Annotated in this window: 11 protein-coding genes; 9 read left to right on the plus strand and 2 right to left on the minus strand. The window is 69.4% G+C overall.

What is annotated here, in order from left to right:
- Positions 1-4: 4 nt before the first annotated feature.
- Both H7J89_RS16260 and H7J89_RS16265 read right to left on the minus strand, forming a co-directional pair.
- Positions 5-616 carry a DUF7158 domain-containing protein gene (locus H7J89_RS16260; RefSeq protein ID WP_264044662.1) on the minus strand — a complete coding sequence of 204 codons (612 nt, stop codon included), beginning with the start codon at positions 614-616 and terminating at the stop codon, positions 5-7.
- Positions 613-4,785 carry a glycoside hydrolase family 38 N-terminal domain-containing protein gene (locus H7J89_RS16265; protein WP_264044663.1) on the minus strand — a complete coding sequence of 1,391 codons (4,173 nt, stop codon included), beginning with the start codon at positions 4,783-4,785 and terminating at the stop codon, positions 613-615. The genes H7J89_RS16260 and H7J89_RS16265 overlap by 4 nt, the downstream gene beginning before the upstream one ends.
- Positions 4,786-4,830: 45 nt before the next feature.
- On the opposite strand from H7J89_RS16265, the gene H7J89_RS16270 reads away from it, so the two are divergent.
- The 9 genes from H7J89_RS16270 (at position 4,831) to H7J89_RS16310 (ending at position 13,214) form a co-directional block, all read left to right on the plus strand.
- Positions 4,831-5,364 carry a DinB family protein gene (locus H7J89_RS16270; protein ID WP_264044665.1) on the plus strand — a complete coding sequence of 178 codons (534 nt, stop codon included), beginning with the start codon at positions 4,831-4,833 and terminating at the stop codon, positions 5,362-5,364.
- 2 nt (positions 5,365-5,366) lie between these two features.
- Positions 5,367-5,960: a DinB family protein gene (locus H7J89_RS16275; RefSeq protein ID WP_264044666.1), complete on the plus strand. Its 594-nt coding sequence runs from the start codon at positions 5,367-5,369 to the stop codon at positions 5,958-5,960.
- A 39-nt stretch (positions 5,961-5,999) separates the two neighbouring features.
- Positions 6,000-7,343, plus strand: coding sequence for an ABC1 kinase family protein (locus H7J89_RS16280; RefSeq protein WP_264044667.1), 1,344 nt, complete (start codon positions 6,000-6,002; stop codon positions 7,341-7,343).
- Entirely contained in the window at positions 7,343-8,248 is a 906-nt protein-coding gene (locus H7J89_RS16285; protein WP_264044668.1) for an alpha/beta fold hydrolase, read from the plus strand. Before H7J89_RS16280 ends, H7J89_RS16285 begins: the two co-directional genes overlap by 1 nt.
- An 87-nt stretch (positions 8,249-8,335) precedes the next feature.
- Positions 8,336-9,196, plus strand: coding sequence for a cyclopropane mycolic acid synthase family methyltransferase (locus H7J89_RS16290; RefSeq protein ID WP_264044669.1), 861 nt, complete (start codon positions 8,336-8,338; stop codon positions 9,194-9,196).
- Between the two features lie 139 nt (positions 9,197-9,335).
- A complete protein-coding gene (locus H7J89_RS16295) occupies positions 9,336-10,217 on the plus strand; it encodes a cyclopropane mycolic acid synthase family methyltransferase (RefSeq protein ID WP_264044670.1) in 882 nt (293 codons plus the stop codon).
- 83 nt (positions 10,218-10,300) lie between these two features.
- Complete coding sequence (gene mmaA4 / locus H7J89_RS16300; RefSeq protein ID WP_264044671.1) at positions 10,301-11,197, plus strand: hydroxymycolate synthase MmaA4; 897 nt, start codon at positions 10,301-10,303, stop codon at positions 11,195-11,197.
- A 94-nt stretch (positions 11,198-11,291) separates the two neighbouring features.
- A complete protein-coding gene (locus tag H7J89_RS16305; protein ID WP_264044672.1) occupies positions 11,292-11,987 on the plus strand; it encodes a YciI family protein in 696 nt (231 codons plus the stop codon).
- A gap of 9 nt (positions 11,988-11,996) precedes the next feature.
- Positions 11,997-13,214 carry an RNA polymerase sigma factor gene (locus H7J89_RS16310; protein ID WP_264044673.1) on the plus strand — a complete coding sequence of 406 codons (1,218 nt, stop codon included), beginning with the start codon at positions 11,997-11,999 and terminating at the stop codon, positions 13,212-13,214.
- Positions 13,215-13,257 lie beyond the last annotated feature (43 nt).

The raw sequence follows: 13,257 nt of genomic DNA on the forward strand, positions 1-13,257 counted from the left end.
GCGATCAGTGCCGGTGGACGTTGTCGGGTTGGCGGGGGTCGCCGGGATGCTCGTAGCCGGGAGCGAGCCGCACCAGCTGGGCCCGCCGCTCGTCCAGCCAGACCCGGAAGGCGCGCCGTCGCGCGGCGCCCCGCAGGTGGTCGGCGATCGCCGGCCGCACGTCGTCCAGCGGCGGCCCGATCGGTGCCGGGCCCCGCCAGCCGTGCTGCTCGTGACGCGGTTCGGCGAACCGGAGCGGGTTGCGGGCGTGGTAGGCGGCCACCTCCTCGTCGGTGACGCGCACCGCGGCGGTGATGTCGGCGAACAGCGCCCGCGCCCGCGGGTCGGCCAGCGCGGCCGCGGCGACGCTGCCGAGCTCCAGCCGGGCCGTCGCGTCGGGCAGCAGCTCGGCCTCGGTCGGCGCACCCGCCCCGCCCAGGCCGCGCGCGTCTGCCTCGGCGGCGACAACCCGCCCGGTCACGATCAGCTGGGTCAGCCAGCGCCGCAGTTGACGCCCCTCCGCGGTCCCGCCGGCCGGCAGCCCGGCCGCGGCCGGCCCGCCGCGCAACCGCGCTTCGGCCACGTCGACCTCGTCGACCAGGATCGGGACGCCGGCAACCGTCGCAACCACGCTCATGTCACCGTCACCCTTACCGCCGGGGTGTAGACCAACCGGCCGGCGCAGCCGAACCGGACCAGGGCCCACCACTGGCCGGGGTCCAGCCCGGCCGGCGGGTTCACGTCGAAGTGGACGTCAACGGTGCCGTGGGCGGGCAGCACGGCACCCACGGCGGCGGGGCCCAGCCACTCCCACGTGCCCCACGGGCTGATCAGGTGCGCCTCGAGCGCCAGGTCCGCCCCGGCGTGGGTGCCGACCCTGACGGTCAGCGTCGCCGAGGAACCGGCGGTCACCTCGACGTCGGCCGGCCCGTCGACCAGGTAGACCGGCTGCGCCCCGGCGCACGGGCCGACCTCGACCAGGCAGACATCCTCGACCGCCTGTCGCCACGCGGGCGGGACCTCTTCTCCGCCGATGCGAAGCTGGGCGCGGACCGGGTACAGCCCCGGCTCGGCGCGGGCGGGCACCGACACCGCGACGTCGGTTTCGAGGCATTCGCCGCTGCGCAGTGTCAGGGGGAGCTCGTCGGGCTTGGCCGACCAGCCCTGCGGACACACCAGGGTGACCGCCCCGGTCAGGGTGGCGTCGCTGCAGTCGCTGGCCGCCGTGAGGCGCAGCATGACCTCGCCGCCGGGCTCGGCGGCCGCCCGCGCGGGATGCAGATGAGCGACGGCCGGCAGCCCGCCGAGCGGGGCGGGGCCCCGGTTGTGCAACCAGTAGCGCGCGTACAGCGGCTGGGCGGCTTCGGCGTGCGGGGCCAGCGCGCGCGGCCCCGTCGGCACGGGGGGCGTTTGGAATCGGGCCAGCACGGTGGCCACCTGATAGCCGTGCAGGTCGAGCGGGCGGCCGCCGGCGCGCGGCGTTTCGAGGAGGTCGGCGCCGCGGAAGTCGCTGACCTCGCCGATGTCCGAGCCGATCACCACGCTGGCTGGCGACCCCGTCGTCTCCACCAGTCGCAGGGCCACCGCGCTCGGGTCGACCGGCCGGGCGCTACCCGCCGTGAGCGGGTTGCCGGCCGCCTTGAGCGCCGCCAGCTGCACCCGGCCGGCCGGCTCGACGCTCAGCAGGGATCCCGCCGCGGGCGACGCGCCCCCCGCCCGGCCGGACGCGCACGCCAGCAGCGGGTGGGAGAACTGCGCGCTGCGGCTGGGGATCTCGGCGCGCCGCCAGTCGCCCGCCCCGCAGACCAGCGCGTAATCGAAAACGTGTGTCCAGTGCTGCAGTTGGAAGTTCGAGCCGTCCGGGGCGGTGCGGCGGGGCTCATCGATCCAGATGCCCGACGGCCAACCGGTGCAGGACCGCAGCAGCGCGGTGTGCAGGGTGCCCTCGGTGTCGACGGCGAAGCTGGGCACGCCCCGGTTGAGCAGGGCGACGGTGCGGTCCTCGAATTCGCCGGTTCCCGCCGGCGCCCGTTGGCTTACCACGATTTCGGCGTCGCCGAGGTCGTCGGCCACCGATGCGATCTCGGCGGCCAGGCTCTCCGCGTCGCGGCCGGCAATCACCAGCACCGGCAGCGCGTCCGGCGCGCGCAGGTCCGCGCTCGGCACCCACACCGCGGCCAACGCCGTCGCGGCCGGCACCCAGACCCTGGCCCGCCCCGTCGTCGCCAGCTGGCGGTCGAGTTCGTCGGCGTACACCGGGGCGGCCTGCGCCAGCACCGCCTTGGTGAACGCGTTGCGGGCCGGTCCGCCCAGCGCGATGCGCACGTCGGGCAGATTCGAATCGACGTCGAGGTGGCCGTAGCGCGGCTTGTCCGCGCCGCTGCAGGTCGCCGTCACCCCGGCGCGGACCAGCGCAACCATCAGCTCGCGGGCGAGCGGACCGGACACCGCCTCGTCCGGGGACACCACCTCGGCCACCGAGATCGCGCGCACGGCTTGGCTGTGCGGCGGGCCCACCCGGACCCGCGCCGCCGAGGACAGGCCGAACCAGCCGTAGGCGGGGTTGTCCAGCGTCCACGGGTGCCGCGCGGTGTCCACCGATTCGGTCCCGTCATGCAGCAACGCGAAGCCCCGCCCCACCACGGCGTCACCGACCTCGCTGACCGGCATGGCGCCCGGCACCGGACACGGCCAGCGCAGCCGCACCAGGCGGTCGGCCCCGGTGAATTCGTCGATGGTGGTGCGGCAGTCCACCCGCGGTATCCCGCGCCACAGCGTCAGGGTCTGGGTGTAGCGCAGCAGGCTGCCGATCCGCCCGGTGACGACGATCCGCTGCCCCAGCGGGCCGCGGTAGGCCCGCGCCCGCGCCCGCGACTCCGACGAGCACACCACCGGCCCCCTGGGCAGCAGGTGCCACGGGCCCTCGGCCTGCGCCGGGTGCGCCGCGTACTCCTCGTAGACCGCGAGCTCGTTGCCCACCCGGCCCTCGGCGATCAGCTCACGGCCGTCCGCGACCAGGGACACGACTCCCCCGCCACGCGAGGGGTCGACCTCCAAGCGGTAGTGCTCGTTCGCGATCGCCGAGCCCGCCACGGGTTCCCAGCCGCTCGGGCCGTCGTGGGAAACCAGCCGGTAGGCCCGCCACCCCAACGACGGCACCTCCCGCGCCAGCCAGGTGACCGACCGGCCGCCGCGCTCGACGTGTGCGGGCATCTCGGCACCCTCGGCGTCCAGCACCCGGACCCCGCCGGCCATTGGCGGGTCGAGCCGCGCGGTGACGACGTCCGTTCGCTTCTGCGCCAGCGGATTCCACACCACGACGTCACCGCCGACCGCGCTGGAAAGCAGCGCCAGCGACGCGTCGCGCGTCGCGCGGCCCAGCTCCCACGCGTCGCGCCAGCCGGTCAGCAGGTCGAGGTAGACCTGGTCGGATTCCGAGCCGGTGATGCCGTCGTGGTGCGCCCCGTACGCGAGCTGCACCCACGCCTTGGCCAGCGCCGCCTGCGGGTACTCGGCGCCGGCCATCAGCCCGGCGAACACCGCGAACCGCTCGGCCTCCAGGAGGGCGTTCTCCGCGGCCCGGTTGGCCTGCTTGGTGTCGATGAAGGACACGTCCTTGCCGGTGTAGATCGGGTTCATGTCCCGGGTCTGCGGCGACGGCGCGCGGCCGCTCTCGGCCAGTTCGGCGCGCACGGCCGCGAAGAACTCCCGCGGCAGCGCGCACACGAAGCGCGGCCAGGTGTAGCGCGCGCCCCAGTCGCGGTGGATGGCGGTGACCCACTTGTTCGGCGGCGTGTAGTCGGTGCCGACGGGCAGCAGCACGTTTCGCGTCAGCGCGACCTTCTTGAGCTGTTCGAACAGCTCGAGCGTGGCGCCCTCGGCCTCGGCCACCGACGTCGCCGAGTCCATCCACCAGCCCGCCGAGTAGTGCGCGGGCATGTAATGGGTGAGCAGGCCGCGGCCCGACGGCGCGATCCATTCGAATTCGCTGCTGAACTGCATCCGCTCGATGTCGCCACCGCCCAGCGCCGGCCCCCACTGGTGGTGCGGGCCGCGGGCCCACGAGCTCGACGTCAGCCCGGCGTCGGCGGCCAGCCCGGGAAACTGCGGGTCGTGGCCGAAGACGTCCAGCTGCCAGGCCGTGGCCGGGTCGGCGCCCAGCACATCCCGCTGAAAGCCCATGCCGTGCACCAGGTTTCGGATGGTCGTTTCCGGGCTGGTCAGGTTGGTGTTGGGTTCGTTGTAGGTGCCGCCCATCACCTCGACGCGGCCCTGCGCGATGAACCGGCGCAGGTCGGCGCGGTCCTCGGGGCGGGTGTCCCAGTACGGCTTGAGGTAGTCCACTTCGGCCAGCACGAACTTGTACTCGGGCTCGCGGCGGGCCATTTCCAGGTGCGCGTGCACCAGCTCGAAGCCGTTCGTCTGCCGGGCGCGGCCCGGCGGGTCCTCGGTCCACTCGCTGGTGTACGCGCCCTGGGTGTTCCACCAGACCGGGTCGTAGTGGAAGTGGCTGACCATGAACATGGTCCAGCCGGGCTCGGCCACAACGAACTCGAAAGGCTCGGCGGCGCCGGCGGCCAGCGCCCGGGCCGCCCGCCGCTGCCCGACGACCGGACGGTCCACCAGCACCGGGACCTCGATCACCGCGTCGCCGACCCCGGCCACGGCCTCCCCGGCCAAGCCGTCCCCGTCGACGCGGACCGGGGTCGGGGCGGCCACTGCGGAAACGGTGACGCGGGCGAGCTGCAACGGTGTGTCCGGCGGCCCGACGAACAGCTCGGTCGAGTGGGCCGAAACCAGCTGCATCCCCGAACCTTACGGGTGTCACCCACTGCTGGAAAGCTAGGCGCCATGGCGGATATCACCACCCAACTGGCCGACCAGCTCGACTGGCACTGGCGGGGACACCTGCGCCCCCGGCTGGAGGGCCTGACCGATCACGAGTATTTCTGGCGGCCGGTGCCGAACTGCTGGACGGTACAGCCGGACGGGTCGGTGGACTACACCTACCCGGCCCCCACCCCGCCGCCGTTCACCACGATCGCCTGGCGCATGGCACACGTCATCGTCGGAGTTTTCGCCATGCGCAACCACAACCATTTCGGTGGGCCGCCCGCCGACTACCTGAGTTGGAACTACGCCACCGACGCCGCCACCGCATTAAGGCAGCTCGATGACTGCTACGCCGAGTGGATCAACGGAGTGCGGTCGCTCTCGGCGGCGGATCTAAGCCGCCGCTGCGGTCCCGCGGAGGGGCCCTACGCTGAGCACCAGCTGAGTGAGCTCGTCCTGCACATCAACCGGGAAGCGATCCACCACGGCGCCGAGATCGCTTGTCTTCGAGACCTCTACGTTCACCGCCAGATCACCGACCGGAAGGCCTGAGAATGCCCGCTCTTGCCCGGCCCGTAGCCGACGAACGCAGCGCCCTGCGCGAATACCTGGCCTACCACCAAAGCGCGTATTTCGCGGTGTCCTACGGCCTGACCGACGAACAGGCGCGGTCGACCCCGTCGGTCAGCGCGCTGTCGATCGGCGGGCTGATCAAGCACGCCACCGGGATGCAGCGCAGCTGGATGGCGCGGGTCGCGGCCGCGCCGGACGCGCCGCCCAAAGACACTCGCCCGTTCGAGCAGATCACCAAGGAGTTCGCGGATCAGCACGTGATGCGGCCCGACGAGACGTTGGCCGGCCTGCTGCGGGGATTCGAAGAGCAGAACGCGAAGTCGCTGCGCCTGGCGGAGACCGCGGACCTCGACGCGGCGGTGCCGGTTCCGCAGGACATCCCGTGGTTTCCCAAGGACCAGGAGGCCTGGTCGGTGCGCTGGGTGATCCTGCATGTGATCAACGAGCTGGCCCGGCACGCCGGGCACGCCGACATCATCCGCGAATCCATCGACGGCGCGACCATGTACGAGTTGATCGCGGGGCTGGAGGGCTGGGCGATCCAGGGGTGGGTGCAGCCCTGGAGCCCGAGCTAGAAATTGGGCCTGACTCCGCCGATTTGGCAGACTGCTGGGATGAGCTCTACCAAACATCGAGACGTGGCCAGGCTTGACCGGGTGCCGCTGCCGGTGGAAGCGGCCCGGGTGGCCGTCACCGGTTGGCAGGTCACCCGCACCGCCGCACGCATCGTGACGAAGCTGCCGGGCAGGGGTCCGTGGCAGCAGAAGGTGATCAAGCAGCTCCCGCAGACATTCGCCGACCTCGGCCCGACGTACGTGAAATTCGGTCAGATCATCGCGTCCAGCCCCGGGGCGTTCGGGGAATCGCTGTCCCGCGAGTTCCGCGGCCTGCTCGACCGGGTGCCGCCCGCCGACACGGAAGAGGTGCACAAGCTCTTCGTCGAGGAGCTCGGGGGCGATCCCGCCGACCTGTTCGCCAAGTGGGAGGAGACGCCGTTCGCGTCGGCGTCGATCGCGCAGGTGCACTACGCGACCCTGCACACCGGCGAGGAGGTGGTCGTCAAGATCCAGCGCCCGGGCATCCGGCGCCGGGTGGCCGCCGACCTGCAGATCCTCAAACGCTTCGCCCAGGCCGTCGAACTGGCCAAGCTGGGCCGCCGGCTCTCGGCGCAGGACGTGGTCGCCGACTTCTCCGACAACCTGGCCGAGGAGCTGAACTTCCGGCTCGAGGCGCAGTCGATGGACGCGTGGGTCTCGCACCTGCACGCGTCGCCGTTGGGGAAGAACATCCGGGTGCCGCAGGTGCATTGGGACTTCACCTCCGAGCGGGTGCTGACGATGGAGCGTGTGCACGGCATCCGCATCGACGACGTCGCCGCCATCCGCAAGGCCGGGTTCGACGGGGTCGAACTGGTGAAGGCGCTGCTGTTCTCGCTTTTCGAGGGCGGGCTGCGGCACGGGCTGTTCCACGGCGACCTGCACGCGGGCAACCTCTACGTGGACGACCAGGGCCGCATCGTGTTCTTCGACTTCGGGATCATGGGCCGCATCGACCCGCGCACCCGCTGGCTGCTGCGCGAGCTGGTGTACGCGCTGCTGGTCAAGAAGGACCACGCGGCGGCGGGCAAGATCGTGGTGCTGATGGGCGCCGTCGGGACCATGAGGCCCGAGGCCCAGGCCGCCAAGGACCTGGAGCGCTTCGCCACCCCGCTGACCATGCAGACGCTGGGCGACCTGTCCTACGCAGACATCGGGCGACAGCTGTCGGCCCTGGCCGACGCCTACGACGTCAAGCTGCCCCGCGAGCTGGTGCTGATCGGCAAGCAGTTCCTCTACGTCGAGCGGTACATGAAGTTGCTCGCGCCCAAATGGCAGATGATGTCCGATCCGCAGCTGACCGGCTACTTCGCGAACTTCATGGTCGAGGTAAGCCGCGAGCACCAGTCCGAAGAAGTCTGATGCAGATCCGAACGGGGCACGCCACCTCCGGCGACCTGAAGCTCTACTACGAAGACATGGGCGACATCGACGACCCACCCGTGCTGCTGATCATGGGCCTGGGCGCCCAGCTGCTGCTGTGGCGAACCGCCTTCTGCGAGCGGCTGGTTCGCCACGGGCTGCGCGTCATCCGGTACGACAACCGGGACGTCGGGCTGTCGAGCAAAACCCAGCACCGCAGCTCGGCGCAGCCACTGGTGACGCGGCTCGCGCGCTCCTGGCTGGGCCTGCCGAGTGAAGCGGCATACAAGCTCGAGGACATGGCCGACGACGCCGCGGCCGTGCTGGACCATCTGGGCATCGAGCACGCACACATCGTGGGCGCGTCGATGGGCGGCATGATCGCCCAGATTTTCGCCGCGCGATTCCACGAGCGGACGAGAACCCTCGGAGTCATCTTCTCCAGCAACAATTCGGCATTCCTGCCGCCGCCCGGTCCGCGCCAGCTGCTAGCCGTCATCAAGGGGCCGCCGCCCAGCTCGCCGCGCGACGTGATCGTCGACAACTCCATCCGGGTCAGCAAGATCATCGGCAGCCGGCGCTTTTTGGCCTCCGAGGAGCAACTTCGGGCCGAGGCCATCGAAAGCTACGAGCGCAGCTACTACCCCTGGGGTGTCGCCCGGCATTTCGACGCCGTGCTGGGCAGCGGCAGCCTGAGGCGCTACAACCGGCGGACCGCCGCCCCGACCGTGGTGATTCACGGCCGGGCGGACAAGCTGATGCGGCCGTTCGGCGGCCGCGCGGTGGCCAGGACCATCGACGGTGCCCGATTGGTGTTATTCGACGGGATGGGCCATGATCTGCCGCAGCAGTTGTGGGACCAGGTGATCGGCGTGCTGACGGGAAACTTCGCCAAGGGGAATTGAGCCAAAACAACTCGCAAGAAACGCTTCCCCCGCGATCCCAGTCCGTATCGCCGAGTTGTACGGTTGTCCAAGGAGGTGGGTCCACCAATGGCCAAACTGAAGCCGTATTACGAAGAGTCGCAGGCAACCTACGACATCTCAGACGACTTCTTCGCGCTGTTCCTCGACCCCAACATGGTGTACACCTGCGCCTACTTCAAGAACGACGACATGACGCTGGAAGAGGCGCAGCTCGCCAAGCTCGATCTGGGGCTGGAGAAGCTGAACCTCGAGCCGGGCATGACGCTGCTCGACGTCGGGTGCGGCTGGGGTGGGGCCGTGGTTCGCGCGGTTGAGAAATACGACGTGAACGTCATCGGCATCACGCTGAGCCGCAACCACTACGCGCGCACCAAAGAACGGCTGGCAGCCATTCCCACGACGCGGCGGGCCGAGGCCCGACTGCAGGGTTGGGAAGAGTTCGACGAGCAGGTCGATCGGATCATCAGCTTCGAGGCCTTCGACGCGTTCAAGAAGGAACGCTGGCCCGCGTTCTGGGATTGGGCCTACAAAACCCTCCCCGACGACAGCCGGATGATGATGCACAGCATATTCACGTACCCGCAGGCGAACTGGCAGGAGCGCGGCGTCCAAATCACGATGTCGGATCTGCGTTTCCTGCATTTCCTCGGCAAGGAAATCTTCCCCGGCGGGCAGATGTGCGGTGAAGCCGACATCGTCGACTACGCGCAAAACAGCGGTTTCTCGGTCGAGCAGATCCAATACCTGCAGCCGCATTACGCGCGGACCCTGGATATGTGGGCGGCCAATCTGGAGGCCAATCGCGAGCGCGCCATCGCCATCCAGTCCGAAGTGGTCTACGACCGCTTCATGCGCTATCTCACCGGCTGCGCGAACCTGTTCCGCAAGGGCATCTCCAACGTGGCCCAGTACACGCTGACCAAGTAGCGCCCGACCGGCGGTAAACAAGAGCAGACCGGAAAAACTCCGGCGTACGCGCGCGCAAATGCGCGGTTTTCCATCCTCGGCGAGTAGCGTGCCCCCGGAGATGGCCGCCTCTCTGGTGGCCGTCCTCTCGGGAGGACATATGTCTGACAACCCGGCCGGCGCTGTTCGTACCCGCTCCAATTTCGACGACGTACGGGCGCACTACGACCTGTCGAACGAATTCTTCGCGCTCTTCCAGGACCCGACCCGCACCTACAGCTGCGCGTATTTCCCCCACGAGGACATGACCCTGCAGGAGGCGCAGCTCGCCAAGCTCGACCTGACGCTGGACAAGCTCGGGCTCGAACCCGGGATGACCCTGCTGGACATAGGCTGCGGTTGGGGATCGATGTTGAAACGCGCCGTCGAGCGCTACGACGTCAACGTCGTCGGGCTGACCCTGTCCAGGAAGCAGCACGCCTATTGCCAGCAGGTGCTCGACGGGATCGACAGCGGCCGGTCGCGGCGGGCGCTGCTGTGCGACTGGGCCGAGTTCAGCGAACCGGTGGACCGCATAGTCATCATCGAGGCGTTGGAGCACTTCGGTTTTCATCGCTACGACGACTTCTTCAAATTCGCCTACACCGCCCTGCCCCGCAACGGCGTGATGCTGCTGCACTCGATCACGGCATTGCACGGAAGGCAGGCCATCGAGCGCGGCCTGCCCCTGACGATGGAGGTCGCGAGGTTCATCAAGTTCATCTTGACCGAGATATTTCCGGGCGGCCGGCTGCCGATGATCGAGACCGTTGAGGAGCACTCGACGAAGATCGGCTTCCGGGTGACCAATGTCCAGTCGCTGCGGGCCGACTTCGCCAAGACCCTCGACCTGTGGGCCGGCGCCCTGCAGGCGCACCGGGCCGAGGCCGTCGACATCCAGTCCGAAGAGGTCTACGAGCGCTACATGAAGTACTTGACCGGCTGCGCCGGGGCTTTCCGCACCGGGTACATCGACTGCAACCAATTCACGCTGGAAAAGTAGAGTTGGGTATCGTTGCACGTCACACCCCGAGGCAAAGCCGTGGGAAATACGCAGTGAACTTCATTCAGGAGAACCAGACGAAAATGGCTGATCAACCGGCTAGCCCGACGAAGATACGCACGGCCCCCGAGGACATTCAGGCGCACTACGACGTCTCCGACGACTTCTTCGCCCTGTTCCAGGACCCCACCCGGACCTACAGCTGCGCCTACTTCGAGCGTGACGACATGACGCTGGAAGAGGCCCAACACGCCAAGATCGACCTGAACCTGGACCAGCTGGACCTCAAGCCGGGGATGACCCTGCTGGACATCGGCTGCGGCTGGGGCACCACCATGAAGCGCGCGGTCGAGCGGTTCGACGTCAACGTCATCGGCCTGACCCTGTCCAAGAACCAGCACGCCCGCTGTGAGCAGGTGCTGGCCTCCATCGACACCAACCGGTCGCGTGAGGTTCGGTTGCAGAACTGGGAGGACTTCAACGAGCCCGTCGACCGCATCGTGTCGATCGAGGCTTTCGAGCACTTCGGGCACGAGAACTACGACGACTTCTTCAAGCGGACTTTCGACATCATGCCCGACGACGGCCGGATGACCGTGCAGAGCAGTGTGAGCTACCACCCGTACGACCTGGCCGCCCGCGGCAAGAAGCTGACGTTCGAGACGGCCCGGTTCATCAAGTTCATCATCACCGAGATCTTCCCGGGTGGCCGGCTGCCGTCCACCCAGATGATGGTCGACCACGGCGAGAAGGCGGGATTCGTTGTACCCGCACCGCTTTCACTGCGCCCGCACTACATCAAGACACTGCACATCTGGGGCGACACACTGGAGTCCAACAAGCAGAAGGCCATCGAGGTCACGTCCGAAGAGGTCTACAACCGCTACATCAAGTACCTGCGCGGCTGTGAGCACTACTTCACCGACGAGGCGCTCGACGTCAGCCTTGTGACGTACCTGAAGCCAGGGGCGGTCAGCTGATTTCTCCGCCGCTGTCGGATTAGGGCTGCGTCGTTCGTCGGATAGGTAGAGAGTGGAGCACGGGGCTTCGCTCGCTATCTGGAGGTGACGAGACATGCAGTACTTCGCCTTATTGATCAGCCGGGAAGCGGACCGTGCGCCCGAAGGCCCGGACGCGATGGCCGCCTGGGGAAAATTTCACGCCAAGGCCGGCGCGGCGATCAAATCCGGGGACGCCCTGGCGCCCGCCGCCGCCGCGGCGGTCATCACCGGCGGCCCGGATGCGCCGGTGGTCACCGACGGCCCCTTCGCCGAATCCGCCGAAGTGGCCTGCGGCTTCTACCTGTTCGAAGCCGAAAACCTCGACGAGGCGCTGGCGTTGGCGCGTGACGTCCCGCTCGCCACGTTCGGCGCGGTGGAGGTCTGGCCCACGGTGCACTCGGTCGAGCTGTCCCGCGAGCTCACCGGCAACGACTGGCTCGCGCTGCTGCTGGAGCCGGCCGAATCCGCGCACACGCCGGGCACACCGGAGTGGGAAGCGGTGGCGGCAAAGCACGCCGATCTCCATGCGGCCGCAGGGGATCACATCATCGGCGGCGCCGCGTTGCACGATCGGTCCACCGCCACCACTGTGCGGGTGCGCGACGGCGAGGTCCTGATCACCGACGGGCCATATGTGGAAGGCGCCGAAATCGCCACCGGGGTCTACCTGTTGGGTGCCGCGGACCGCGAAGAGGCCGTCAAGCTGGCCTCGATGATCCCCGCCTCGACGGTGCAGGTGCGGCAGCTGGCTGGGCTCTCGGGGCTCTGAGCGTCGCCGGTGTCCGACCTGGACGGCGTCTTTCGCCGGGAATGGGGGCCCGCCGTCGCCGCGCTCGCGCGGTGGTCCGGCGACCTCACCCTCGCGGAGGATGCCGTCCAGGAAGCCTGCGCCGAGGCGCTTGAAAGCTGGGGCCGTGACGGCCTGCCGGACAATCCCGGCGGGTGGCTGGTGACCGTCGCCCGCAACCGGGTGCGCGACCGCCTGCGCCGCGAATCCGTCCGTCCCGGAAAGGAATTGGCGGCCGTGATCGACGAAATCCGGGCGCGCACCGACCACACCGACCCGTCCCCCGTTCGTGACGACGAGCTGCGGATGATGTTCACCTGCGCGCACCCCGCCCTGGACCGCCAATCCCAACTGGCGCTCACCCTGCGGCTGGTATCGGGGCTTACCGTCCCCGAGATCGCCCGCGCGCTGCTGCAGACCGATGCGGCGATCGGGCAGCGAATCACCCGCGCCAAGAACAAGATTCGGCACGCCAACATCCCGTTGCGGGTGCCGCCCGCCGAGCTGCTGCCCGAACGCACGCCGCACGTGCTCGGTTGCGTCTACTCGGTGTTCACCGAAGGCTATTGGTCCACGGCGGGCCCGTCGGCGATCCGCGACGAACTGTGCGACGAGGGGATCAGGCTGGCCGGCGAGCTGTGCGTGCTGATGCCACAGGAGCCCGAGGCCCACGCGCTGGGTGCCCTGATGCTGCTGCACGATTCGCGACGGGCCACCCGGGTCGACGACGCCGGGATGCTGGTGCCGCTCGAGGATCAGGACCGTCGCCGGTGGGACCGCGGCCGAATCGCCCGGGGGCTGGATCGATTACGCCGGGCCGAGGGTTCGACGGGTCCCTATCTGCCACAGGCGGTGATCGCCGCGCTGCACGCGACGGCGCCCTCGTGGGACCAGACCGACTGGGTCACCATCTGCGTGGCCTACGACCGGCTGCTGGAGCTGACCGACTCGCCCGTCGTGCGCGCCAACCGCGCCCTGGCGGTCGGCTTGCGCGACGGACCCGACGCCGGCCTCGCGGCCCTGGACGAGGTGGCCCACGACCCCCGCCTCGGCCGCTCCAATCTGGTCGCGACGGTGCGCGCCGACCTGCTCAGGCGTGCCGGCAGGCCGGCCGATGCCGTCACCTGGTACCGAGAAGCGTTGCGAGCCAACGGTTCCGAGCCGGGCCGCGAGTTCCTGCGGCGCCGCATCGCGGAGTGCGGCGGGTGATTCGCGTCGGCGAGCAAGCGTGAGGTGCCCCAGCTCGCGAAGA

Source organism: Mycobacterium paraffinicum (assembly GCF_025822865.1).
Taxonomy (GTDB): Bacteria; Actinomycetota; Actinomycetes; order Mycobacteriales; family Mycobacteriaceae; genus Mycobacterium; species Mycobacterium paraffinicum.

What these genes read in the sequence shown, in the direction of transcription:
- H7J89_RS16290 (WP_264044669.1), top strand. Translation starts at nt 8,336, where the DNA reads ATGGCCAAACTGAAGCCGTATTACGAAGAGTCGCAGGCAACCTACGAC.
- mmaA4 (WP_264044671.1), top strand. Translation starts at nt 10,301, where the DNA reads ATGGCTGATCAACCGGCTAGCCCGACGAAGATACGCACGGCCCCCGAG.
- H7J89_RS16275 (WP_264044666.1), top strand. Translation starts at nt 5,367, where the DNA reads ATGCCCGCTCTTGCCCGGCCCGTAGCCGACGAACGCAGCGCCCTGCGC.
- H7J89_RS16260 (WP_264044662.1), bottom strand. Translation starts at nt 616, where the DNA reads ATGAGCGTGGTTGCGACGGTTGCCGGCGTCCCGATCCTGGTCGACGAG.
- H7J89_RS16280 (WP_264044667.1), top strand. Translation starts at nt 6,000, where the DNA reads ATGAGCTCTACCAAACATCGAGACGTGGCCAGGCTTGACCGGGTGCCG.
- H7J89_RS16305 (WP_264044672.1), top strand. Translation starts at nt 11,292, where the DNA reads ATGCAGTACTTCGCCTTATTGATCAGCCGGGAAGCGGACCGTGCGCCC.
- H7J89_RS16285 (WP_264044668.1), top strand. Translation starts at nt 7,343, where the DNA reads ATGCAGATCCGAACGGGGCACGCCACCTCCGGCGACCTGAAGCTCTAC.
- H7J89_RS16270 (WP_264044665.1), top strand. Translation starts at nt 4,831, where the DNA reads ATGGCGGATATCACCACCCAACTGGCCGACCAGCTCGACTGGCACTGG.
- H7J89_RS16265 (WP_264044663.1), bottom strand. Translation starts at nt 4,785, where the DNA reads ATGCAGCTGGTTTCGGCCCACTCGACCGAGCTGTTCGTCGGGCCGCCG.
- H7J89_RS16295 (WP_264044670.1), top strand. Translation starts at nt 9,336, where the DNA reads ATGTCTGACAACCCGGCCGGCGCTGTTCGTACCCGCTCCAATTTCGAC.